This window comes from Pontibacter sp. SGAir0037 (assembly GCF_005491705.1).
GTDB lineage: Bacteria > Bacteroidota > Bacteroidia > Cytophagales > Hymenobacteraceae > Pontibacter.
Map to the genome: position 1 here is coordinate 4,224,927 of NZ_CP028092.1, position 24,818 is coordinate 4,249,744.

Genomic DNA, 24,818 nt, shown 5'->3' on the forward strand with positions numbered 1-24,818 from the left:
TTTCCTACATCTGGTTAGTTCAATTGCTCTTATATAGAAGTTTTTCTATAGATTCACCTCAAATTAGCTCTTGCTTTAACCTAAGCACCTGTTACAGGCGTATAGTACTGATAAACAATAGTAGGCTTAAAGTTTTGGTTAAGACCCGAAAAACATCTTTAGCCATAAGGAGACAAAAGACAATACATGAGAAGTAAGAACAGTAAAAGCGGTGGAAGCAAAGGTAGCCGCAACGAAAGAAGTAGCTCCCGCAGGGGAGGTGCATCTTCTAAAAAAGATGCATCACCAAGAAGTAATTCATCAGATTACAGGGGAGCATCTTCCCGCAAAGATGCTGGTGGAGGACGGCGCGAAGGCAGAGACAGGCAAGCTAAAGCTTTTGTATTAGAAGCCTTCTCTAACAGCCCCGACACTGTTTATACGCTCCGCCAGATATACCGCCGTTTAGGTGTGGTCGATAAGAAAGGACGTGAGTTGGTCGCTAATACCCTGCGTGATTTAATTAGAGACAACCGCATCTTGCTTGTAGACGAAGAAAAGTTTATGCTGAACCTGCGGGTAAACATTATTACCGGCCGCGTAGATTTAGCTAATAGCAAGTATGCCTATATTGTTTCCGAAGAGACAGAGGAAGACGTGCGTGTATTTACAGAACACCTTAGATATGCGATGGATGGCGACCTGGTAAAAGTAGAAGTACTGCCTACCGTACATGGCGGCCGTACCGAAGGCATGGTGATAGAAGTGCTGGAACGTTCCCGCACAGAGCTGGTAGGTATTATGGAGCTCTCAAAGAACTTTGGTTTTGTTATTCCTGATTTCAAAAAGCTTTATTTCGACATTTTTATAGGTGAACGTGGTCTGGCCGATGCCCAGGCAGGCGATAAGGTACTTGTAAAGATTGTAGAATGGCCCAAGCAAGCGGGCAAGAACCCTACAGGTGAAGTAGTTCGTGTATTCGGGCCAGCCGGTGAGCACGAGGCAGAAATACACTCTATCATGGCTGAATTTGGTCTTCCGTTCCAGTTCCCGCAGGAGGTAGAAGAAGAAGCCGAAAGTATTTCCGACAAAATAACTGCTGCTGAAATAGCAAAGCGGCGCGATTTCAGAGATGTAATCACCTTTACCATAGATCCGGCCGATGCCAAAGACTTCGACGATGCTCTTTCTATTCAGAAACTGGAGAACGGGCATTGGGAAATTGGGGTACATATAGCGGATGTTACCCATTATGTACAGCCGGGTAGCCTGCTAGAGAAAGAAGGCTTCCACAGAGCCACTTCGGTATACCTTGTAGACAGAACAATTCCGATGTTGCCTGAGCGCCTCTCGAACGGGCTTTGTTCGCTCCGACCAAACGAAGAAAAGCTTACTTTTTCGGTGGTGTTTGAAATGGACGACAACGGCAAATTATACGATACCTGGTATGGCCGAACCGTTATCTATTCTGACAGAAGGTTTGCTTACGAGGAGGCACAGGAGCGCATAGAAACAGGAGAGGGCGATTTTGCAGAAGAAATCAATACGCTTAACAATATTGCCAAGAAGCTAAAAGACAAGCGCTTTAAAAACGGAGCCATCAGTTTTGAAACAACAGAAGTTAAATTTAAACTGGACGAAAACGGTAAGCCTCTCTACATTTATGTAAAAGAGCGGAAAGATGCGCATAAGCTGATAGAGGAGTTTATGCTGCTGGCTAATAAAAAGGTGGCAGAATTTGTCTATAACCTGGGCAAAGGCAAGCGTCGCCCTACTATGGTGTACCGTACACACGGTGCCCCTGATCCTGATAAGCTGAGCACTTTTTCGCTTTTCGCACGCAAGTTTGGCTATAAAGTAGATCCTGATGGCGATATATCTGAAGAACTGAACTCTTTGGCTGAGGAAACAGAAGGGAAGCCGGAACAGAGTGTGTTGCAGAACCTGGCTATACGCACAATGGCTAAAGCAAAGTATAGTACGGAGCCGGAAGGCCACTTCGGACTGGCATTCGACCACTACTCGCACTTTACCTCGCCAATACGCCGTTACCCGGATATGATGGCACATCGCCTGTTACAGCACTACCTCGATGGTGGTAAATCAGAAGACAAAGAAGCCTTTGAAGAGCGTTGCCGCCACTCCTCCGAAATGGAAAAGCGTGCAGCTGATGCCGAGCGTGCTTCTATTAAGTATAAGCAGGTTGAGTTTATGAAAGACACTATCGGAAATGAATATAAAGGAATAGTGTCTGGTGTAACAGAATGGGGTATCTTTGTGGAGATCGAAGAAAATAAATGCGAAGGTATGGTGCGCTTGTCTGATCTGAACGATGATTATTACGAGCTCGACGCCAACAACTACCGTATCATCGGCCGGCAGACAAAACGTATCATTTCGTTTGGCGACGAAGTGCTGGTAGAAGTAAAAAGCGCTAACCTTGCAGAACGAACCATCGATCTGGAACTAGTAAAAACCCTGAAACAACACTAAGCAACCTGTGGATATCAGCACCCTTTCTGAAAAGATAAATTATACTTTATCCACCCTCCGCTATGGTGAAAACCCAGTGGAACTATACGAGCCGATACGCTATATTATGTCGTTAGGTGGTAAACGGATAAGGCCTTTAATGGCTCTTTTGGCTGCAAAACTATATCATGATGATGTGGAAAGCGTTTTGTTGCCTGCTGCAGGTATAGAGGTTTTCCACAACTTCACGCTCATGCACGACGACATTATGGACAAAGCGCCACTGCGTCGGGGTAAGCAAACGGTGCATGAAAAATGGAATGCCAATATTGCCATTTTAAGCGGAGATGTGATGTTGGTGCGGGCTTACCAATTGTTTTTAGGAGTTGAACCGGACAAACTGGCTAAAGTGTTGGAACTGTTCAGCGATACGGCGGCTAAGGTATGCGAAGGGCAGCAGCTGGATATGAACTTTGAGCAGCGGGAGCAGGTAAGTATAGACGAGTACATTTCTATGATCACCTTAAAGACAGCCGTTCTTTTAGGGTTTAGCTTAGAACTTGGGGCTGTGCTGCAAAATGCTCCAGATGCAGATGCAGCACATTTGAAAGCGTTTGGCGACAGTGTAGGAATTGCTTTCCAGTTGCGCGACGATCTGCTGGATGTATATGGTGATCAACAAAAGTTTGGCAAGCAGGTAGGAGGAGATATCCTGTCAGATAAAAAAACGTTCCTGATGCTGACGGCGCTTGAGCAGGCTAGTGAAGAGCAGAAGCAAAGGATAATCAGTTGGCGTGATAAAACAGACGCTTCGCTGGCCGATGAAAAAGTAGCTGTAGTAACAGCTATATATAATAAATTGAATATACGCCAGCAGACAGAGCAGGTAATAGAGTCTTATTTTCAGGAGGCTTTGCAACATTTGGATGCCGTACAGGTACCTGAAAGTAGAAAAGCTGCTATCCGTACTATTGCTATGCAACTGATGGAGCGCGACAGTTAAGGTGCCCGAGAATTTAATCTGCTGTATAAGGCTCAGGTACCTGGTATTCCTGTTATTATTACTATATTTCTAATTCATCATCCCTAATTCGATGGATCTAAACGTTACCCTTATTCTGATTATTATTACTGTCGCCCTTACCTGGTATACCTGGCAAAATGTGGATGTGATGCAGAAATGGATTTTTTATCCTTATGCCGTGCAGCGCGATAATTCCTGGTACCGTTTTATAACATCAGGTTTTCTGCACGCTGACCTGATGCACCTGTTCTTTAACATGTTTACGCTCTATTTTTTTGGAGATGTAGTTGAGTGGACGCTGGTAGGAAATTATGGATTGGTAACAGGAATTCTGTTGTATCTGCTTGTGTACCTGGGTGGTATTATAGTTTCTGATATACCTACTTATTTTAAACATCGTAACGATCCGGGGTATCGTGCTTTGGGAGCTTCCGGTGGAGTAGCTTCTATTGTATTTTCTAGTATTCTATTTTACCCAACCTCAGATATCTGTCTGTTTGCCATGTTATGTATTCCCGGCTTTATATTCGGTGTTTTATACCTCATGTACTCTTATTTCCAAGGCAAACGCATGGGCGATAATATAAACCACGATGCCCATTTTTATGGAGCAGTATACGGCTTTGTATTAAGTATGGTGCTGGTACCTGAGGCAATCTTCAGCTTTTTCGATCAAATTAGTACCTGGAGGTTATTTGACTAAAGCTCTTATTGTACTTTTTTAATCTTCCTGAAACCTTACCTTACAGCTGTTTTTTAGTTATACACGTATAAATATACTGTGTAACGATTTAAGCGTATGGTTAATGGAAATGGGAAATTTATACAAGCTTTCTTTATAATTGCATTTTGGATATGTATAGCGGAACAAGTGCAATCGCAGGCAATTTCTGCAAGACCCGCAAATACTGGTGAAACAATTGTAGAGCATCTAATGCAGGAAAGGCCACTGTTAATGGATCTGCTTACTACGGCCGGGTTGATACCTGTTCTTTCCAACAATACTGATTATACTTTACTGGCTCCTCCCGAAGATAAACTTCAGGAGATAAAGTCGGAGTCTCCTGAACGGCTGCGCCTTATACTGGCAAACCATATACTGAAAGGGAAATATCTGGAAAAAGACTTTAAAGACGGTGCTACTGTTGAGACATTGGCAGGAAGTAATATCCGGATTTGCAGGAAGAAAGATTATACGCTAATGAATGGCGTAAAACTGCAAAACAGTGGCGTAAGCTTAGGAAACGGCAGTGTAGTAAGTCTGGGAAACAGAATTGCTCTATAGTAATTTAACATTTCTGCGAATGTGTCTGCTTGAGCGTAACGCTTAGGCATCAGTAAATTATTGTTTTATAATTGAATAAACGATTCTATTTCAGCCTGTTTAATACGTGTAATAATACTTAAAATCTTAAACAAAAACTTATTATAATATAAGGCAAAACGAGTATTTATACGTAAACTAGTGCAGCCTATGGATAATATCGATCAAAATACCACTTCAGAAAAATCTACTGTTAAAGTAGCTGGCAACTCCTGCTATGAGTTGAGGTATGACGGTATTACCAATAGAATTTACCTGAAGATAATAGGTTTCTGGAAGAATTTAGAAGCTGTTCCAGAATACTTGGAAGACTTAGGCAAGGCGCTGGCACTTGTAAAACCCAATTTTACTGTGCTCACTGATTTACAAAAGATGATCACTCATCCGCAAGAGCTGAATTCGCTGCATGAAAAAGCACATCGGTTGGTATCTGAGGCAGGTGCGCTTCATGTGGCGCATGTAGTGCCAGAAGATAAAATTGCCAATCTCCAAACAAACTCTATTCTGGACGCTTCTGGATTAAAAGTGAAAAATTTCACCAGTACTCAGGAGGCAGATAAATGGCTTAATCAGATAGCTGCTTCAACTAATTAGCCTGCTTATCTATACTATCTGGTATTTTACAGCATTCATTACTCACTTCTCAATAAGTACTCGTAACCGTAAGAGCTAAAAAGAAGTTATAGCTATCGTTTACTCTGCTCAGGCCCCTTCAGCAGGATATAAATATAGAATTTAATTATATTTATTTAAACTATACAATTTGTAGCTTCTAAGTCTATGACCTTTGAGATTGGTTTAGTATTGATAATTATAGCTGTTGCTATAGTGCTGTTTATTAGTGAGCGCTTGCCTATAGACACTGTCGCTATTATTGTTATGGCTTTGTTTCTGGTAACTGGTATACTTACACCAGCAGAAGGCCTGGCGGGCTTCAGTAATCCCGCTACAATTACTGTTGGAGCTATGTTTATAGTAAGCGCCTCAATTTTTAAATCAGGGGCTTTAAGTAGCGTTGGTACGCTGTTAACCAGGATTGGTCGTAAAAACTATCTTCTTTGCTTATTGGCAGTTATGCTTGTCTCAGGAGGTTTGTCAGCCTTTATAAACGATACGGCTGTGGTTGCGCTGTTAATGCCTGTGCTCATACAGGTGTGCCGCGATACCAAAATTAGCCCTGCCAAACTGCTGATGCCTCTTTCTTTTGGATCTTTGATGGGAGGAGTATGTACGCTTATCGGTACTTCTACCAATATACTTGTAAGTGGTATTGCAGAGGCCCAGGGAGTGGAGCCGCTAAGGATGTTCGATTTTACCCCAGCCGGCATTTTCTTTTTAGCAGCTGGTATTTTATATATGTTTTTCATCGGAAGGCATTTACTGCCTAACCGGAAGCATACTCAAGACCTGACAGAAGATTTCGGGATGGGAGATTATCTTACCGAAATCATTCTCTTGCCTGACTCCCCATCTGTTGGTATGCCATTGCAAAGCTCCGGTCTGATACAGAACCTTGACATTGATGTTTTGCAGATAACACGTGACAAAAAGTTTAAGCTAAAAGCTACACCATATACTATGCTACGTGCAAACGATATACTTAAAGTGCGCTGCGATGTGGAGAAGCTTAAAAAGTTAAAAGAGGAAAAAGGTATTGAACTGAAGTCGGAGAGAAAGTTTCAGGATAAGGACTTAAGAGGAAACAATACAAAACTATACGAAGCCATTGTAACGCCTTCTTCTTACATGCAGGGTAAATCGCTGAAAGAGCTGGACTTCAGAACTTACAATCATGGCGCTACTGTATTGGCCATCAGGCATCGCGACGAGATTTTGCACGAAAAGCTCACCCATGTTAAGTTATCTTCTGGGGATGTTTTACTGATATCTGCAGACAAGGAGCAGGCAGAGAAGCTAAGGTACAACGAAGATATTCTGTTAATATCAGAAAGGGAGCGTAGTGCGTATGACTACACGAAAATTATACCTGTCATGATTATCAGTGCAGGTATAGTAATGTCTGCTGCAATTGGGTTGGCACCTATTGTGATCAGTTCGTTGGTGGGGGTGCTGTTACTGGTGCTGTTTCGCTGTATAGAGGTAACGGAGGTGTACAAGTTTATAGACTGGAAAGTGATTTTTATGCTGGCAGGTGTGCTTTCGATGGGAGCCGCTTTAGAAAAAACAGGTGCAGCCAGTTTGCTTTCGGGTTTGTTAATTGATGTTATAGGCGAATATGGGCCGCGCGTGCTGCTGTCTGTTTTTTTCTTCATCACCTTTGTGTTCACTAACTTTATGTCGAACAACGCTACAGCTGCTTTACTGGCTCCCATTGCAATTGTGGCTGCAAAAGATCTGGGGCTTAGCCCAAAGCCTTTTCTAATGGCCGTAACCTATGCTGCATCGCTTAGTTTTATGACGCCAATGGGCTACCAAACCAATACCATGATCTATGGCCCCGGCAACTATAGATTCTCAGATTATCTGAAAGTAGGCACGCCGCTTAACCTGTTGCTCTGGCTCCTGGCATCTATTATCCTGCCATGGTTCTTCCCATTCGAATAAACCTGATGTTCCACGGGGAAAGCTGTTGAGTGAAAGCGGGAAGAAAATTTAAAGAGGGTAATACAGATATCAGGTTCTGCCTGATATCTGTAAGCTGTTACTTTTTTGAGCTTTACCTTAAAAATGTCACTTGTTTCTAACGTTTTACCTCTCTAACTCACAAATATCCCCTTGCCTGCAGCTGAAAGAGTTCGGCGTATTTACCGTTTTGTGCCAGTAGTTCTTCGTGCGAGCCAAGTTCTTTTAACTGTCCTTGCTCCAGAAACAGGATACGGTCGGCCATACGCACCGTAGAGAAGCGGTGGGAGATAAGTACTGCTGTTTTACCAGTTATCAGCTCAGAGAAGCGCAGAAACACTTCATGCTCGGCACGGGCATCCAAAGCAGAGGTTGGTTCATCTAAAATAAGCAGTTGGGCCTCGCGCATATAAGCACGGGCAAGAGCTACTTTCTGCCATTCACCCCCTGATAGTTCCACACCTTTGGCAAAGCGTTTTCCCAGTACCTGCTCATACCTGTCAGGGAGTTTTTGTATAACTGTGTCAGCCAGGCTCTTTACAGCTGAAGTTTGAATACGCTCTTTGTCGCTTATGTTGCTGATCTGGCCAATGGCAATGTTATCAGAAGCCGACATCTGGAAACGCACATAATCCTGGAATATAATGCCAACCTGGTGGCGCAGGTCGTTCAGGTCGTAGTCCCGCAGGTCTACGCCATCAAGTAAAATTCTTCCTTCTGTTGGTTCGTACAGCCGTGCCAGCAGCTTTACCAACGTTGTTTTTCCTGCACCGTTTTCGCCTACCAACGCTAGTTTTTCTCCGGCATTCAGGTGAAAGGAGAGGTGCCGGACAGCCCATCTTTCGCTGTTGTGATATTTAAAGCCCACGTTTTCGAAGGTAAAGCCTTCTTGTATAGGGCGGGGTATGGGTCGTGGATTGGCCGGAGGTGTTATCTGAGGCTTTAGCTCCAGGAAATCAAACAAATCCTGCAGGTAAAGAGCGCTTTCAGCAATTTGCGAGAAGCGTGTCATAATGCCTTGCAGCAAGCCGCGCATGTTGTTGAAGGAGCCGGCCAGGAAGGTTAATGTACCGACTGTAATAAGACCTGCTACCGTCTGAAAAAGGATAAAAATATAAGCTCCGTAGTAAGCAAGTGTGCCAAGAGCAGAAAGTAAGCTTCCCCAGACAGCCCGCTTCACAATTAAGCCTTTATTTAACTCGTAGTACCTGTCTGAAAGCTGCTTAAACCTGCCCGCAAGAAAGCCTGATAGGTTAAAAGTCTTTATTTCTTTTGCTGTTTCGTCGCTGGCTCCAATATAGCGCAGGTAGTCCAGTTCGCGACGTTCTGGCGTCCAGCTGCGGGAGAGGGAGTAGGTACGTTCATTGAAATGCGACTCGCCCAAAAACGAGGGAATAACAGCTATGAGCAGTATAAGTATAAGCCAGGGATTGAAAGCGATCAGACCTACAGCCAGAAACCCAATGGTTACCATATCCTGCAACTGCGATAGCACTTGCGACATCAGCACGACCCGGGTAACCGTCTGCCTCCTGGCCCGCTCCAGCTTGTCGTAGAAGGTGGCATCTTCGAACTGCGCCAGATCCAGCGTGGCAGCGTGTTCAATTAGAGTAACAGAAGTTCTGTTAGAGAAAAGGTCGCCCAGCAAACTGTCGAGCAGCGTAATTCCCCTGTTTATCAGATCAGACACTATAGCCAAGCCTAATTCGGTTGCCACTAACAACCACAGGTAGCTCAGGCTACGTTCGCCTGTAACATCAATTAACCGGATTACCTCATCTATAATAAGTTTGCCCACATATAGCATCGCCAGTGGTAGTGCTGCTTTTATAAGCCGTAGCAAAAGATTTGCTACAGTCATAGATTTGCTGGTTTCCCAGATAAGCCCAAAGAACTTTGGAAGGTTCTTTAAAGCTCCCATCTGTTCTTTCAGACTTTTTTTGCCTTCCTCAGCCTGTTGTGAGGCGGCTCTTTGCCCTTTATTAGAATTACTCATTTATGTCTTGTTTTCCTAAACCAGCGCCTGCTACAATCGGCAGGAGTAACTGGTGCCGTTAAAAGAGCATTACTGCTCCTACTAAACTAACAGCTAATTCCTCTAAAAGGTAGCACCAGTGCCTATCTTTTTACTGTATATAAAATAATCTTTAAAATACGATATATCTATAATAAGATTTAAAGAACAAATACTATCTTTAAAAGACTTATAACATAGGGTAGTATGGTTCCTCTTTACAAAAGAAATTTTATTTGTTTGAGCCTTCTGTTAATGGCCTTGGTGTGGCAGGCAACAGTAGCAGCACCAAAAAATGTATCAGTAACACCTGCACCCGGTTGGGTGAAGCAACTACCTGTGAGCACGCAGAGCAATGTTAATCCCAAGGAGGTAAACGATGGGTATCATTTTTTGCTGCGCTCTACGCAATGGGAGGTAGCACAGCAGGAAGTATATTACCATAACGTATATAAAATAGTATCAGAAGAAGGCGTACAAAACAACTCGGAACTAAAGATATCTTTTGACCCGGCCTACGAAAGGCTCGCGCTGCATAAAGTGGTGGTATGGCGTAATGGTGCCGCCATTAACAAGCTGGACCTAAAAAAGGTGAAAACTATACAGCGGGAGCAGGGAATGGAGCAGCGTATTTATGATGAAAGCCTAACCTCAGTGCTTATTCTGGATGATATAAGAGTAGGAGATGTAATTGAATATGCCTGTTCTGTAAAAGGAGGCAATCCGGTTTTCGAAGGTAAGTTCTTTCGTGGTTTTAACCTGCAGTTTTACGATCCGGTAGATGAACTGCATTATTATGTGGTGTCGCCGCAGGAGCGTAAGATCAATTATAAGCTATACAAAACAAAGCAGAAGCAGGCTATTGCTACCATCAACGGAAAAACTTCTTATACCTGGCATGTAAAAAATGTTACCGCTAATGCTACTGATAATGATATTCCTGCCTGGTACGACCCCTATCCGGGAGTTTATCTGTCAGAATTTAACTCATGGCAGGAAGTGGTTGAATGGGCACTACCACTTTATGAGCTTAATGAAAAATTAGCGAAAGGTTTGCAGGCACAGGTAGACAGTATTTTAACCGACTATAAAACCGACGAAGACAGACTAAAGGCAACCTTGCGTTTTGTGCAGGACGATGTGCGCTATTTAGGCATGGAAGCAGGCATAGGAGGTTTTAAACCACGTTCTCCTTCCGTGGTATTTAAAGAGCGCTTCGGCGATTGCAAAGATAAATCGCTGCTGTTGGTTACAATGCTGCGGCAAATGGGCATAAAAGCTTCTCCGGCTCTTGTAAACACTACCTCGCGAGGGCAGGTGGCAGAGGTGTTGCCTTCTCCGTATGCTTTTAATCACTGCATTGTGCAGGTTGATTTTTGGGGGAAGAAATATTGGTACGACCCTACGATCAGTTAAACAGCGAGGAGCTTATGATAAAATATTTTTACCTGATTACCAGCAGGCCTTGGTGATAGATCCTGCCAGTAAAGGATTAACCAAAATAGTTTCTCCGTCACCACTCACTGCCAAAATTAAAGTTCAGGAAACGTTTTTATTCGATAATGTAGGCGGCCCGGTTAAGCTGGAAGTTAAAACCGAATACTATGGTTCTGAGGCCGACAACCAAAGAAGCTATTTCTCAACCAGCAGTTTAAAAGATATAGAAAAATCTTACCTGAACTTTTATGCGGCAACATTTCCGGAAATAGAAGTGGCGCGCGATTTTGAATTTCTGGATTTTGAATCCGAAAACAAGTTTACAACACTGGAAGAATATACGATAGAAAACCTTTGGGAAGCACAGGAAGATAACGAAAATATACTGCAGGCCTCTTTTTACCCACAGATTCTACGCGATTATATAAAGCAACCCAGAACCAGTAAGCGGACTACCCCCATGGATCTGGGCTATCCGTTAGACGTAGAGCATGAGGTGCTACTGTACCTGCCTGAATACTGGCCATTGAAAGAGGTCACAAAAGAAGTATCAGATAAAAATTTTATGTACGCAAGCCATATTGCTTACGACAGCAGATCCAACCTCGCTACTCTTAACTATACCTACACCACACTGCATGATCATGTTATGCCGGAAGATATGGCTTCTTTTAAAAAGAACCAGAAACTGATGCTGGATGACCTGGGCTATAGCCTTACCTACGATAAAGCTATGGCAGGTGCCGGTGGAGCAGACTTTGAGTTTAGCTGGTGGATATTACTCTTCGGTTTACTGGTAGCAGGGGCAGCGGCACTAGGTGCATATAAACTATATCATTATGATCCGCTTCCTGCTCCCGGTTACATAGCAGGAGACGGAATAGCCGTAGGTGGCTGGCTAATATTACCTTTGCTTGGTATCATTTCAACGCCATTCAGAACGTTGATTCTTATTGGTTCCAATGGATACTTTAACCAGACGGTATGGGTGAACCTGCTTTCGCCTGCTTTATCTACGTTTAATCCGGCATTGGCAGGCGCCATGTTAGGAGAACTTATCATCAATATCGGGTTTTTGGTATACTCTTTGCTTGTTGCAATACTGTTCCTGCAAAAGCGCAGCAGTGTTCCAAGGCTGATGGTTGTCTTGTATATCAGTAATCTTTTGTTTTTGATAGCTGATTATGTGGCGTTAGAGGTCCTGGAGCTTTCATCCGGTGCAGAAAACAGTTTGGCTTCTATTGCAAGTGCTTTTATTGTAGCAGCCATCTGGGTACCATATTTTAATGTGTCGACACGTGTTAAGGAAACTTTTGTAGTACAACTTAACCCTGCCGAACCGGATGAGGTTTTACTAGAAGAGCGGGCTCTAACAGGAACAGGTATTTAGATAATTCACCTTAATCCCTTTTGAGCTATGAACATTACTACAAAAATGCTGGCAGCTATGGCTTTGCTGCTGAGCCTGCAGTCCTGTACCGATCAGATTTATACTACAGATCCTTATAGAACACCGAATGCACGCCTAACAAGTCTGATGTTGCCGCCTCATAAGAAGGATGTTGAGCTGTTTTTTAAAGGGGAAACGCCTGAAGAGGAATACATTAAAATTGCCGCCATAGAGGCAAGAGGGCCTGAAGACACTAGCTATGGAAGCCTGATTAAGCACCTGCAGCTAAGCGCACAGAAATTTGGAGCCGATGCTATTCTGGTGATGGACAAAAACTACAAGTCTAACACCTCGAATTGGACGTATAACAGCCGAAATATTTCTACTGATAATTACCCGGAGCTGCATGGCATTGCCATTAAATATCGGAAAAACATAGATCTGACTCAGATTCCTAAAGAACAGGAAATACATTTCTACAACCAGGAGACGAGTAGCTTTGAGCCGGCACTGCACTTAAAGCTAACTTATGGTGGAGGAGTTGAGGAGAAAGAGGAGCTCAACCCGCTTGGCATGCAGCATTATACCAATTTCATTAAAAATTATTCGCTGCAGCACTTGATGTATGAAGACAACAAGAACTGGAAGAGCAGAGAAGTTGATGGTAAAATTACACATCGGCAGCTAACGAAGCAGGGTTTGCCTGTAAAGCAAGTTCAGTTTATATACAATCCTGATGGGAGTGTAGCAGAAATACAACTTCAGCACTATCATGAAGGATATAATACTGATTCTTATGCTGAAAAAATCCTTATAAGTTATAACGAAGAGGGAAAGGTAAAAGAAAGAACCATTTTCAGAAGCGATAATCCTTATCTGCGCGAAGTCTATCACTACGATCAGTCTTCAAGCCGTTTAGATGTGATGGAAACTTATATTGTTAATCAGGAAAAGGATACTCCTTTTATAAAAACCGCCTTTGCTTATTATGATCCGGAAGAGGTAAAGTAGCTCTTAACTACTGAACTAGCTTTTATATGATGCTCCTTGACATTGGCTGTAGTTTATTGCTACAACAAGAGTTAAGGAGCATTTTCTTTGTAGGTACTGGTTCTTTCTGAACACGTTTAGATGTAATTTTGTATGCGAACAATTGCAAACAAATAGCAGGTAGTATGAAAGGTTTTATAATGGTGGTGTTATTTTTTATGATTGCATTACTCTCCATGGCTCAAGAACAGGCAGTACAGTATTATGATAAGTCTCATAAGAAAACCAACAATAAAGCTGATGCAAATTCTTATACCATAACAACCCTGCAGCGTGATGGCTCTACCATTGAAAGGAGCTATACAATGGGAGATACATTAACCAGTGAAAAGCATTACCAAAATTTTGCCGGGGCCAAAGAAGGAAAGTATCTAAGGAATGGCGTGTACAGGTATTGGCATCTTAATGGCCAGTTGGCAAGCGAAGCAATTTATATTGGCAACGAACTGGAAGGGAAGCGAACTACCTGGCATGAAAATGGACAGGTGCAGTACGAAGAGTTCTATGTAAAAGGTAACTTGCAAGATGCGCTGAAAGGCTATTATAATGACGGAAAGGTACGACGGCTGGAGGTGTACAAGGCTGGTAAAATGGTAAAAGGGGAGGTTTACTCCAGGGAAGGCGGTATTATTCCTTATGTTCCTGCCAGTGAGCTACCTGAATTTCCCGGAGGTGAAACAAAACTTCTGAAATTTTTATCAACTAATGTCAAGTATCCAAAAAGTGCCAGACCGGCAAAAGTTTCTGGAATAGTAATTTTATCTTTCACGGTTGGAAAGGACGGTACAATAGAAGGAATTAAATTTGAAAAGAAAGTCCATCCAGATTTGGACGCAGAGGCGCTTAGAGTGGTTCAAGCTATGCCAAACTGGAAGCCAGGAACAGAGGAAGGAGAAATTGTACCTACCGTGTATACTTTACCCATAAGATTTACAATTAGATAAAAGCTCTCCCTAAACCTAATCTCATGAAAAAATACTTGCTTACCTGCCTTATTGCCTTTTTCTTTGACTTTACCTCTTTTGCCCAGGCAAAAGTTTCGGCGCAGGATGTAGCTTCCATTGAAGCCATTACAGCGGCTGGCTTACGTATTATTTCCGGTCCGAAAGGGCAGAAGCGGGATATGGAACAGTTCAAAGCACTTTTTCTGCCTGATGCACAATTAGGTGGCGTTTTCTATCGCGGTGACAGCAGTTTTGTGCGTATTACAACTGTAGAGCAGTTTGCCGATCGCAACGGACCTTTTTATGAGCAGAATGGTTTTTTTGAGCTCCAGCTGGCATTGCGCATCGAACGGTTTGGTAACCTGGCGACGGCTTTTCAAACTTATGATACTCGTTACACCAAAGACGGGAAAGTAGAAGCCAGGGGTGTAAATACTTACCAGCTTGTTTACGACAAAGGCCGATGGTGGATTGCCAGCTTACTCTTTACTCCTGAAACAGAGCAGCAGAAGCTCCCTGCGAAATATCTGAAAAATTAACTGACACTGCACCAGTTATAGTTGTAACTGGTATTTATAAATATACTGGAGCTACCAGACAAGGCTACCACATCTTTTCAGAAAGGAAAAGCGAAAGTATAGAAATGAGAAAGGCCCCATCAAAATGATTGGAGCCTTCTCTCACCTTAAAACAAACTAATCTAAACTTTAACTAACCTTATCTTCAAAGCCGCAGAAGCGGCATAATGTCTATTATAAATTTTGTAAGAGAGGATAGGGTATTTTAAACTTTTTTAACAAAATAGCCTTAAGTTTTTTGCTATTACGAAAAGCCTACTTATATTTAGCTTTCCAATAGTACGTCTCTCTGTAACCGGGTGCAAAAGTACACGTTTAATTTCCTATTGTAAAGGAAAATCGAAAAAATATTTTCGTGGATGTGTACGTTTTTTCTTTTCCCAATATAAAATCCTGTAAATAAGCTCTTTATTAAAAGATTGCATCGGCATTCAGTGCTTCGCTTGTTACATATACTTTGGTGTAGTTCTGCAATAGGCGACGAAGCTCTGACGTGCTAATCTGGAATTACCATGTTTAAATGGCGTTTTCTACCAGCAACTACAGCACCATCGGAGGGATTTCTACATTCAGGGCTTTGAAGCTTATGTGCAGCTCATAATGTAGCCGCTCTTCTAGTTGCACTGATTCCAGGGTAAGGTAGGTTTGCACTACCTCTAATTCTCTATGCAATGGCATCCGCTCCTGGTTGGCGCACTGCAGGCAGTAGCGTAGCAGTTCAGAAAGGTGTGTAATCATGTAGGGCACTTTTCGCTGATCCTGTTGCCGAGCGAAAAAGGATAAGCGGTTTTACAGCAGGATGAATGGCAATAGAGTCTAAATCATGGCAACGGTTTTATTATCAACCTGTACTCCATACGTTTTTTTATAGTGTACTTTACGTTCCAGGGCTTCAATAATGGGTGCAGAGAAGTCTACACCTTCCATTTCACTGATATCAGGAAGCCCGCCCGGGCTGAATACATTAATTTCCATCAGTTTATTGCCAACTATATCGAGGCCTACCATAAACATACCGTCCTGTATAAGCTTCGGGCGCACCAGTTCTACCAGGTCCAGCATAGTTTGGTCTACTTTTACTGCCTGAGCACTGCCTCCTGCATGCATGTTGCTCCGAATGTCGTCTTTGCTGTTTACACGGCGCATCGCACAGTATTTACCTTTGTACTGCAGCGCTTCTCCGTTTACTACAAACAGGCGCACATCGCCTTCGGATGCCTGCGGCAAATATTCCTGCGCTATCACATAACCATCGCGGCTGATTGCCTCTACTATCTGATTCAGGTTGGTGGCATCATCTTTTTTTACGATAAACACGCCTGATCCTCCTGAACCCTGCAGTGGTTTAAGAATTATATTGCTGTTTTGCTCCCGGAAAAACTCTTTAATCTCATTCTTGTCGCGGGTAATAAGAGTGCGCGGACGAACAGCCTCCGGGAAGTGCTGGAAGTACATTTTATTAACAGCGTCGGAGAGGGAGGTAGGGTCATTTAATACAATAACGCCATGCCGTAAAGCCAGCTGCCCGAAGATAATGCCAGCGTTCTGTGCCCAGCCACGGCCTTCGCCTTCAGCAGAAGGGTCGTTACGAAGCATCAGCACATCCAGATCAGGAGCCGTAATACGCACTTTATGCGCTTTGTCGCTTTGGATGGCCTCAAGGTAAGTAGTGCAGGATTTGTACTTATGGTTAGGATCTGCCTGTACTGCAGTAGCTCCCATAAAACCATCCGGATAATAAGCCAGGTCGCCCACACCCATCAGGAACACCGAGTGCCCCTGGTTGTGCATGCGCTGCGCCAGAAAAATAGTTGCATAACCTGGTCCTTCTGTTTTAACGTCGTTCACGACAAATCCGATAGTCATGGGAATAGTATCTTTACTTGAGATGTTCAGTATTTATTCTTACAGTAGGTTAAATACTGATATTCCGCTTTTAAGTTGTTCCAGTTTAGGCTGAGTAGCGGGATCTGACAGATAGCGGGGTTTTATGGGAATAGGGCGCAGTACTTTTCTATAGATTAATTCCTGCACGATAGGAATATAATCCTGCCGTATTTTGCCGATCAGCAGCGACTCCAGTTCATTACCTTTTTTCAGGTATTCCAGCAGGCGCACCAATCCCCGCAGGTATACAGCATCTTTGGTAAGGCCCCCTCCGCGGTGCACGCGCATAGTAATATCAAAAGCAGTTTCATCATCGAAACGATACTGTTCTTTAAGCCTGGAAAAATTATCGGTAAAGCTGCAGCCGTTAATAAGATGATAGACAGCAACCACACGTGCAGCCAGCAGGCGCATACGGTCCTGGTCGAGGCCGCCAACCAGGTATTCACTTAGCACGGCCAGGCCTTCCTGCAACTCTTCGTAGCCCGGCACCCCCACGTATAGCTGCTTCAGGGGCTGCGCCTTGCCGTTGTAATAGGTAAGAATATGGGTGCCAACTTCGTGCTGTATCAAAGCCTCTGCTCTGGATCGTGGAATTTTAGCATCTGTGCCAATGTTCAGCCTGCCTTTTGAAACCAGCAGGCCGACCACATCCTTTCTAACGTCTACACCGGAATTCACGCCTGCAAACTGACTTTTAAGAAAAGCTATTTCACGCTCAGCCATTGCTGCAAACTCAGGCACAGGCATAAGCGGAGCATCTTCTTCGCGCATAGGTTCGGGTATAGCTGCCAGTATACCTTCTGCAATTTTCAGCAGTTGCTCATCTACACCACCAAACAACTGCAGGCTGCTGTACATAAAATTGGGCGTGTTTCGATCGGCCAGCATCGAAAGCATTTTATCGAGCTCGTGGCGTTTGTCGCGGAACAGGTATGCCAGCGTTGGGTCTTCTACTTTTTCTATTTTAATGTTGTAGAGCTTGCGTTTAAGCAAATCTGCATCTACAGGCGTGAGACGGTAATGAAAGACAGGTGCTTTGGAAAACTTGTTTTCGCAGAACTCCTCCCATGCTTCCTGCGCATTAACGGGTGTAACCAGTAGCAGAAACTGAAACTGATCTGAGATAGAAGTTAGCTGTTTATCGATTCGCCACACAGCTGGTACCACACTATGCCTGCCCAGTGCCTGAAAATGTACCGGCCGATGCGTTGTCTGTACCTTCACAAAATCAAACACAGCTTTTTTTATAGCGTTTGCTATACTGGCACGCATCTTCCGAAGCAGAAGTGGGTAAATCTTACCTGATTTCTGCTGATAAATCGGTTTTAGCTCCAGCCCCAGCATCAGGCAACTAAGCTGTTTTAACTCTTCTTCTGTCAGAAGCCGCGTAGGAGTTTCCAGCAAAGCCTGGTTAGAGGCGGTTGCTACAGAAACCGGTATATCTTTTAACGTAATGGCCTCCAGTTCTTTTACCAGCACCCGTGTAGTGGCTGGTAAAGCCAGTTCAGGCCCCAGTACCTTAAAAAGAGGCGTTTCTGCCGAAGAGGCAGTGGCGGCCAACACTTCTATGATCATAAAGGCTCCGAAAGCAGCCGACATAACCCTGGCTATTTCCCGCACTAATACCGCAAGTTCCGGCGACTGCTCTTCTCTGGCAATAATATAAGAGGCCTCTGCTTTTACAAAATCGGCGGTGGCAAAGTCGGGCTGACCTGCCGGGTGTCGGAATATAAGCAGGAATGGAAGTGGCCTGTCTATGTAAACCAAGCCACCTTCCGGGAGCCTTCGGCGCACTTTCTTGCCGTTATGCAGCGTCTGGACTATACTTTTAATGAGCTTATCGGATATGGTTTCTATCATAGTACTAGATGCTTTGGCGTACCTGTTCGCGTGCCTGTAGCACAGGCTGTACAGTATGCTGAAGCGCCTGCTTAACTTCCTTTAACTGGTGCTGATCTGCTTCGCCTGACCATTCGTCCATAAAAAATTTTTTGAACTCAATAGATAGCACACAGGCTTTGTCGGGGTACGTATCGTGAATCCAGCGCATAAAATGCCCACCTTTAAATTTTACATTCTCCCGCACATCCAGTTGCCGACCCATATAGTTGTAGGTTTGCAGTGAGGTAATAAACGCATCAACTACAGGCGCCCATAGCGCACGGTTCATGTTGCCTGTGCCGATGTTAACCTCCGGGTTTTGCTCCGGATCTGCCGTAGGGCCGTTTGCTCCATCACGTTTGTGGTTATAGGTATGCAGGTCGTATACTATAAAACTGCCATGCTGCGCTACTACCTGGTCTAGCCGCTCTTTTACAGCAGTGTAAAACTGATCGTACCGGGCCAAAGACTCTGCTGCCAGTTCATCGGGCAAGCCGCTTTGCCAGACGGTTAGCCCCCAGGCATCCTCTGGTTTTCGGTATATGGCCTTGTCGCGGGAACGGTTCAGGTCCAGCTCGAAGCGCGAGTTTAAACCTATAATCTGGTTATCGGCTACTGAAACCCAAAAAGCGGTAAATGGATCTTCTTCGCGCAAACGTTCTGCCGCATCTAAGGCAAAAAGATGGCTTATATTATCCCGTACTGCGTGTCCGTCGTGAATGGCAGTGGCAATAAGCGGGCTGCTGCCATAAGTAATTTTGTAAAAGGGGTGCTCTTCTTTCATGTTTTATGTGTGATGATTGGTACATGATTTTACCTTTGGCGGCAAGTGAAGGTTTTATATAAGCTAACAAGGCTATATTTAAAGTAGAAATTTGAGATTCTTTAATACCTTTACCTTTAACGCTGCTGAAGGGCAGGAGGCGGGGGAGGTTACTGTATACCTTTAAGTAACATACAGGCTGCATTAGGGGTAAAAGCTAAAAGAAAAGAACTTAAACGAAACCGATAGAAGTGCCTTACGAAGACGCCTCCACCAGAGAAACAGTAATTTGCCCGCATTGTGGTACAGAAACTACACCGCAAAGGCGTTGCCCTGCCTGTGGCAACTTTCTGCCGAAGCCTCAGAGTAAGAAGTGGAAAATACCGAAAATGAATGCAGCAGAGATTTTTTTGGCTATACTGGGACTTATAGTTCTGGCAATAGGTTTAGTAGCTGTATAAATGCGCACGCTACGGCATCCCGTCTTTCTTATCTGCCTTATTCTTTTCTGTATAAACCAAGTGCTGGAGCTAGCTCATATTTATATAGAATACCTGTTCAGTTACCTCGACGATCTGCTAAGCATGCCCATTGTGCTAACAATTATTTTAACGGCAGAGCGGCTATACTTTAGCGATAACCGATTTGTGCTACCCTGGCACTATACACTGGCAGCTGTTGTGCTTTTCAGTATCTTTTTTGAATGGCTTTTCCCGCTTTTTTCACAACGCCACACGGCTGATGCCTGGGATATGGCTGCCTACGCTATCGGGGCTGTCCTTTTTCATTTTAGTATTAATAAGCCTTTGCCATAAATATTTTTGCGGCCTCAAGCAACCATTCCATTTTTGTTGCATCTATTAATCAAAAGCAGATAAGAACATAGCGCTGGTACTACTGCTTTACAACCCGAATCTAAACTTTAAAAATAATCTCTATGAAAATCATGAAATCTTACCCTGCCACTGCTTTTGTTTTAGCATTCGCTTTTTTGCTGTTAAACGTACCTGCTTTCGCGCAGAGCTTAAGAGGGAATGGCAACATCCAGGCGCAGAATCGAAATGTTTCTGGCTTTAAAGGTATAAATGTGAGCGGCGGTTTTGCCGTTGAGATAACCCAGGGCAACAGCGAATCTTTGCGTATAGAGGCCGAAGAAAACTTGTTAGGAAATATTGTTACAGAAGTAAAAGGAGGCGTACTGCACATCTATAATGAAGGCAGCATCAGCACCAATAAAGGTATGAAAGCCTACATTACCATAAGAGAGCTGAACAGTATTGATATTAGTGGAGGAGTAAAAGTAACAGGTAACTCTACCTTCAAAACAAAGGCAATGAAATTTGATATGAGTGGAGCTTCTAAGGTAAAGTTGGCTCTGGATGCAGACAGGCTGAATGCTGATATGAGTGGCGCCAGCAAAGTAGAGCTTTCAGGAAGAGCAAGCGAAGTAAGCTGGAGTATGTCTGGTGCCTCTAATGTAAGTGCTGAAGAACTAGAATCTAAAGTGGTGAAGGTAACAGCCAGCGGAGCCAGCAAAATAAGAGTAAACGCTACTGAAAAGCTCGACATCAATGCTTCCGGTGCCTCTAATATCGCCTACAAAGGCAAACCAAGCATTACTTCTGATGTTTCAGGTGGAACAAAGATTTCAAGCTTATAATTACCATAGCATTCGAATTACAAAGCACAACCTTTAAATGAATATAGAAAAGAGCAACCTGCTGGGTTGCTCTTTTTATAGGTGGATGGCATTTATCTTTTGCTGCTGCAGGTCGTATAGCCTATAGAGTTATTAACCTAAAGCGAACGTAAAACTATGAGCGAAAGCAAGAAAACAACCAACCATAAAGAGATTCAGGAGTGGGCCGAGAAGCATGGTGGCGTACCCAGCATCATAAAAGGAACAGAAAACGACGGTAACGGAGAAGGGGTGTTGCGCATTCATTTCCCAAAGAAAAGCGACAGCAACGATAGCTTTGAGGAAGTGAGTTGGGAAGAATTCTTTAAAGAATTCGATAACAGTAAACTGGCCCTGCTGCACGACCCAAACGGCAACTTTAACAAGCTGGTTAATCGTGACTAAAGCTATATAAACAAGGGCCGGTAAGTTATTACCGGCCCTTGTTCTATTTTTGTTGCTGTTCCAGCACGAGCTTTTTAGTGTGTTGCAGCAATTTAGAATTTCCTATGGCCCCGTGTCCCGGAATAACTGTTTTTGCCTTCGGAAACTTTTGCTGCACCTTTTCAATGGCGCCTGCCCAATTGTTTACATCGGCATCGGCTAAATTACCCAGATTGGGGGCTGTGGCATCTTTTACAAAGCAGCCGCCAAACAGGAGCTTTTGTTCTGGCAGGTACACCACAATATTATCGGGAGCATGGCCTGCTCCAGGATAAAAAACCTCCAGCTGTTGCTGCCCAATGTTTACCAAAGTTAAAGGCAAGGTAGAGTCTATTTTAAGGTTATGTTGCTCCAGTGCAATCTGTGCTGTTTGTGCGGTGCTAAAAACAATAACGTTATTTTGATGTAGTACCTCTACACCGCCTAAACGATCTTCATGCGCATGTGTCACAATGCACATCTTGACAGGCTTTTTCAGGTTATTCTTAACCCAGCTTAATAACTGCAGCGTCTGTTCATTATCCCAGGCAGTATCTATTATCACAACTCCGTCCGAAGTATCTATGAGCAAACCGTTGGCAGGTACCTTGCTGTTGCCGTACATCCCATAGGAGGTATGCCTGTATACCTGAGGCGCTATTTTTTGAACCTCCGCCTCTTGCGCTAAAACAAGCTGTATCGGTAAAAAGCCTATTGCCAAAAAAGCAACCAGTAATTGAAGCATCGTATCAGGTTTTTCTATCGGGCCGGAACAGGCAATACAGGTAAGCTGGCATTACCATTGGCATCGGCAGCCTGTACGGCAAAATAATAGTTGTCTTTCGAGTAAGTAAGTGTGGTGGTAGTGCCTGTCACAAAGAAACTGCGCTCCCAGGTAGGGCTGGATGTTTCACGCATCAGTACGACATAGCCCGCAGGCTTTTTGCCTTTAGCCGGAGCTTCCCACTTCAGTTCTGTTTTATTGGTTAAGCCGGAGGTAACTACGGCTACTTTTTCCGGGGCGTAAGGAGCCAGTGCCAGCGATGCCATAGTGGCCAGGTTAACACCAGTATTTTTGCGCAGGTACTCAAAGTCCATAAATTCTACCAGGTCGCCATACTGTACACCATTCTCTTTGCGCACGTTCTGGTGCTGGTGGTCGAAGTCTTCGTTCATCTCGCTCATGCGTACTGCCGCATAGCCCTGGTTATTAAAAGGAGTATGGTCGCCACCACGCAGGAAGCGGTCGGCACGGTAACCTAATATTACCTCAATCTGGTCTACATACTTTTCGCCAGCCATTTTCATGTAGCGGGCAAGTTGGCGGCTGTCACCGTCGTTTTCAGCGCCTAAGGTTCTGCGCAGGCGGGCTTGTTGTTCTGTTTCGGCAGAGGGAGTTGCTTCGCTAAAAACCCGAACGCGGGAATTGTCGTGTATGCCCATCTCGGAAGAATAAGAGTTGCCTACAATATCGTTATTCAGCATGGCTATCAGGTTCCAGCCTTCTGCTTTTGCTCTTTCAGCTAAATGAGAGGAACCGTATAAGCCTTGTTCTTCGCCCTGGAAAGCAACAAACTTAAGTGTAGCCGGAAAGTTGCGGGAAGCCATAATGCGGGCCATCTCCATGACAATAGCCACACCGGAGGCATCATCGTTGGCACCAGGAGCTTTGCTTTTTGCATCCATCACATCGGTGGCGCGTGAGTCGAGGTGGCCGCCTACAATAATCACACGGTCATCGTTTGGGTCAGAGCCTTTCAGAGTGGCAATTACATTGGCCATTTCAGTATCCTGTGGCACGCGCCGGCCATCGGCTTTTACTACAAAGCGATCCATCTCCACGGTCATACGTCCGCCGGAAGCCTGTGCATATTTCTCAAACTCAGATTTTACCCATTCACGTGCGGCTCCTATACCACGTTTTTTATCGGTAGTGGTGCTCAGGGTATGGCGGGTTTCAAATGTTACCATTTTCTCTACCAGCGCCTTCAGGTTTTGCGCCGATATCTCATCCACCATTTTCTTTGTTTCATTATCCTGGCGGGAGATGGTTTGAGCTGTAGTAGTATTGTTTGTAAAGTACAGGCCTATGAGCAGTAGTACTGCCAGCAGGCGAAATAAGTAGCTGTTCTTAGTCATATGTCAGGTGTAGTAGAGTTAGAAAGTGAAAAGTTAGATAGTTAGAAAGTTATTCGGTTTAATTAGCGTTCTGAAGAATTTTCTGCTGCGTTAGCTGATGCATTTCAGGACTTAATTTTGGATAAGTAAGGAGACAAAATAATTTAATACAAAAGGAGCATGTCGTGCTGTGCAATATAACGTGAGTGCCGTATCCTGTAAAAAGTCGTGTGTCTTGTGTCGTGATACTTGTGTCCCTTTACTTAGCATGCTTTGATCATTGGTGATACATCCCGTATTTTGTTTATAGTTCTGATTGGAAAGAAAGTTGGCAGCGTTGGCCTTCCAGTTTATGTAGTTCTTCTTCTACACTAATGTCGCTTTTAGCTGCTTTTAGCTCAGACTGATAGCGCTGTGAAAGGTCTCTTCTCCTGATGGCTTCCAGAAACCGACGGGCATCATCGCGGCTTTCGAGTATAAGCCCTGGCACCTTGGTAGGTTTATCGTCTTCGCCTTTGGCTACCATGGTAAAGTAGGAGGTGTTGGTGTGCTTTACTAAACCTGTTTTTACGTTTTCAGCAATCACTTTTATACCTACCATTAAGGAGGTGTTGCCTACATAATTTACAGAAGCCATAAGGGAAACGAGTTCCCCCACCTCCACAGGCTGCAGAAAATGTACACCCTCTACGGTTACAGTTACACAGTAATTACCCGCATGTTTGGCAGAACAGGCATAGGCTGCCTTATCCATGAGCGAAAGCAGAATGCCTCCATGAATCTTGCCTCCAAAGTTGGCGTAACTCGGAATCATGAGTTCGGTTAGGGTGGTGCGGGAATAGGAAACAGGGCGAAAGGCTGGTGTATACATAGCGTCTGGTACAGTCAGTTTATCGCAGTATACAAAAAAATAGCTAAATCACCAGCGCAGAAAGGACCTGCCTACAAGAATACGACTTCTTTTACCACTTCTTCACCCATGGCTTTGTTCAGTAGGTCGGCAACCTTCGTTTTCGACATGTTCAGCTCGTGTTTAAGTGGGGCCGAAGTGAGGCGCACAAACAATTTATGATCTTTAAAGTAAAGTTCCTTCGTTTTCATGGCAATGGGTTTGCCCATAATAGACTCCCAGCGTTGTACCAGGTCCACCTCGTTCAGCTTGCCTTGTATGCGATAAGCCTTTAGCAGCGCCTTTATGCTTTCTCCCACAGGCTGTATATCAGCTTTACGCCTGTCAATCTCCTCTTTTTTCTTGTAGTAGCGCACCGTG

22 protein-coding genes and 1 pseudogene are annotated in these 24,818 nt (G+C 44.1%); 14 read left to right on the plus strand and 9 right to left on the minus strand.

All coding sequences use genetic code 11. The features are described 5' to 3' along the window. The first annotated feature begins 186 nt into the window (after positions 1-186). The 6 genes from rnr to C1N53_RS17450 all read left to right on the plus strand — a co-directional run bounded on the left by rnr (position 187) and on the right by C1N53_RS17450 (position 7,364). Positions 187-2,472, plus strand: a complete 2,286-nt coding sequence (gene rnr / locus C1N53_RS17425) for a ribonuclease R (protein WP_137760529.1) — start codon at positions 187-189, stop codon at positions 2,470-2,472. Between the two features lie 7 nt (positions 2,473-2,479). Next, on the plus strand, positions 2,480-3,454 hold the full coding sequence (locus C1N53_RS17430; RefSeq protein WP_137760530.1) for a polyprenyl synthetase family protein: 975 nt from the start codon (positions 2,480-2,482) through the stop codon (positions 3,452-3,454). 91 nt (positions 3,455-3,545) lie between these two features. Then, on the plus strand, positions 3,546-4,178 hold the full coding sequence (locus C1N53_RS17435) for a rhomboid family intramembrane serine protease (RefSeq protein WP_137760531.1): 633 nt from the start codon (positions 3,546-3,548) through the stop codon (positions 4,176-4,178). A 252-nt stretch (positions 4,179-4,430) separates the two neighbouring features. Then, positions 4,431-4,760, plus strand: coding sequence for a fasciclin domain-containing protein (locus C1N53_RS17440; protein ID WP_168194057.1), 330 nt, complete (start codon positions 4,431-4,433; stop codon positions 4,758-4,760). 189 nt (positions 4,761-4,949) lie between these two features. Further along, complete coding sequence (locus tag C1N53_RS17445) at positions 4,950-5,393, plus strand: hypothetical protein (protein WP_137760533.1); 444 nt, start codon at positions 4,950-4,952, stop codon at positions 5,391-5,393. Between the two features lie 186 nt (positions 5,394-5,579). Next, positions 5,580-7,364, plus strand: coding sequence for an SLC13 family permease (locus C1N53_RS17450; protein ID WP_137760534.1), 1,785 nt, complete (start codon positions 5,580-5,582; stop codon positions 7,362-7,364). A 157-nt stretch (positions 7,365-7,521) separates the two neighbouring features. Here C1N53_RS17450 and C1N53_RS17455 read toward each other — a convergent pair whose 3' ends face one another. Beyond that, positions 7,522-9,378: an ABC transporter ATP-binding protein gene (locus C1N53_RS17455; protein WP_137760535.1), complete on the minus strand. Its 1,857-nt coding sequence runs from the start codon at positions 9,376-9,378 to the stop codon at positions 7,522-7,524. A 258-nt stretch (positions 9,379-9,636) separates the two neighbouring features. Between C1N53_RS17455 and C1N53_RS17460 the strand changes: the two genes are divergently transcribed. The 5 genes from C1N53_RS17460 (at position 9,637) to C1N53_RS17480 (ending at position 14,756) form a co-directional block, all read left to right on the plus strand. Next, the gene (locus C1N53_RS17460; protein WP_168194058.1) at positions 9,637-10,812 is read left to right on the plus strand and encodes a DUF3857 domain-containing transglutaminase family protein; all 1,176 of its coding nucleotides are present in this window, start codon (positions 9,637-9,639) and stop codon (positions 10,810-10,812) included. Then, the gene (locus tag C1N53_RS17465) at positions 10,739-12,223 is read left to right on the plus strand and encodes a DUF2569 family protein (protein WP_137760537.1); all 1,485 of its coding nucleotides are present in this window, start codon (positions 10,739-10,741) and stop codon (positions 12,221-12,223) included. The genes C1N53_RS17460 and C1N53_RS17465 overlap by 74 nt, the downstream gene beginning before the upstream one ends. A gap of 27 nt (positions 12,224-12,250) precedes the next feature. After that, positions 12,251-13,234 (plus strand): hypothetical protein, encoded by a 984-nt coding sequence (locus tag C1N53_RS17470; protein WP_137760538.1) that lies wholly within the window; start codon positions 12,251-12,253, stop codon positions 13,232-13,234. Between the two features lie 164 nt (positions 13,235-13,398). Then, positions 13,399-14,217 (plus strand): energy transducer TonB, encoded by an 819-nt coding sequence (locus tag C1N53_RS17475; protein ID WP_137760539.1) that lies wholly within the window; start codon positions 13,399-13,401, stop codon positions 14,215-14,217. 23 nt (positions 14,218-14,240) lie between these two features. Continuing rightward, positions 14,241-14,756 (plus strand): hypothetical protein, encoded by a 516-nt coding sequence (locus C1N53_RS17480; RefSeq protein ID WP_137760540.1) that lies wholly within the window; start codon positions 14,241-14,243, stop codon positions 14,754-14,756. Between the two features lie 579 nt (positions 14,757-15,335). Here C1N53_RS17480 and C1N53_RS17485 read toward each other — a convergent pair. The 4 genes and pseudogenes from C1N53_RS17485 to C1N53_RS17500 form a co-directional block, all read right to left on the minus strand. Continuing rightward, a pseudogene (locus C1N53_RS17485) lies at positions 15,336-15,569 on the minus strand (histidine kinase); the annotation flags it as partial. A gap of 42 nt (positions 15,570-15,611) precedes the next feature. Then, positions 15,612-16,661 (minus strand): glutathione synthetase, encoded by a 1,050-nt coding sequence (locus tag C1N53_RS17490; RefSeq protein WP_137760542.1) that lies wholly within the window; start codon positions 16,659-16,661, stop codon positions 15,612-15,614. Between the two features lie 39 nt (positions 16,662-16,700). Beyond that, a complete protein-coding gene (locus C1N53_RS17495) occupies positions 16,701-18,545 on the minus strand; it encodes a flavohemoglobin expression-modulating QEGLA motif protein (protein WP_137760543.1) in 1,845 nt (614 codons plus the stop codon). A 4-nt stretch (positions 18,546-18,549) separates the two neighbouring features. After that, complete coding sequence (locus C1N53_RS17500) at positions 18,550-19,350, minus strand: N-formylglutamate amidohydrolase (RefSeq protein WP_137760544.1); 801 nt, start codon at positions 19,348-19,350, stop codon at positions 18,550-18,552. A 440-nt stretch (positions 19,351-19,790) separates the two neighbouring features. On the opposite strand from C1N53_RS17500, the gene C1N53_RS17505 reads away from it, so the two are divergent. The 3 genes from C1N53_RS17505 to C1N53_RS17515 all read left to right on the plus strand — a co-directional run bounded on the left by C1N53_RS17505 (position 19,791) and on the right by C1N53_RS17515 (position 21,412). Continuing rightward, positions 19,791-20,144, plus strand: a complete 354-nt coding sequence (locus C1N53_RS17505) for a magnesium citrate secondary transporter (RefSeq protein WP_137760545.1) — start codon at positions 19,791-19,793, stop codon at positions 20,142-20,144. A gap of 122 nt (positions 20,145-20,266) precedes the next feature. Next, on the plus strand, positions 20,267-20,989 hold the full coding sequence (locus C1N53_RS17510; protein ID WP_137760546.1) for a head GIN domain-containing protein: 723 nt from the start codon (positions 20,267-20,269) through the stop codon (positions 20,987-20,989). A 156-nt stretch (positions 20,990-21,145) separates the two neighbouring features. Beyond that, on the plus strand, positions 21,146-21,412 hold the full coding sequence (locus C1N53_RS17515) for a hypothetical protein (RefSeq protein ID WP_137760547.1): 267 nt from the start codon (positions 21,146-21,148) through the stop codon (positions 21,410-21,412). A 43-nt stretch (positions 21,413-21,455) separates the two neighbouring features. On the opposite strand, the gene bla is transcribed toward C1N53_RS17515, so the two are convergent. The 4 genes from bla to C1N53_RS17535 form a co-directional block, all read right to left on the minus strand. Further along, positions 21,456-22,175 (minus strand): subclass B1 metallo-beta-lactamase, encoded by a 720-nt coding sequence (gene bla / locus C1N53_RS17520; protein WP_137760548.1) that lies wholly within the window; start codon positions 22,173-22,175, stop codon positions 21,456-21,458. Between the two features lie 14 nt (positions 22,176-22,189). After that, positions 22,190-23,569 carry a M20/M25/M40 family metallo-hydrolase gene (locus tag C1N53_RS17525; protein WP_137760549.1) on the minus strand — a complete coding sequence of 460 codons (1,380 nt, stop codon included), beginning with the start codon at positions 23,567-23,569 and terminating at the stop codon, positions 22,190-22,192. A 283-nt stretch (positions 23,570-23,852) separates the two neighbouring features. Next, positions 23,853-24,419, minus strand: coding sequence for an acyl-CoA thioesterase (locus C1N53_RS17530; protein WP_137760550.1), 567 nt, complete (start codon positions 24,417-24,419; stop codon positions 23,853-23,855). 71 nt (positions 24,420-24,490) lie between these two features. After that, positions 24,491-24,814: a DUF721 domain-containing protein gene (locus C1N53_RS17535; RefSeq protein ID WP_137760551.1), complete on the minus strand. Its 324-nt coding sequence runs from the start codon at positions 24,812-24,814 to the stop codon at positions 24,491-24,493. Positions 24,815-24,818 lie beyond the last annotated feature (4 nt).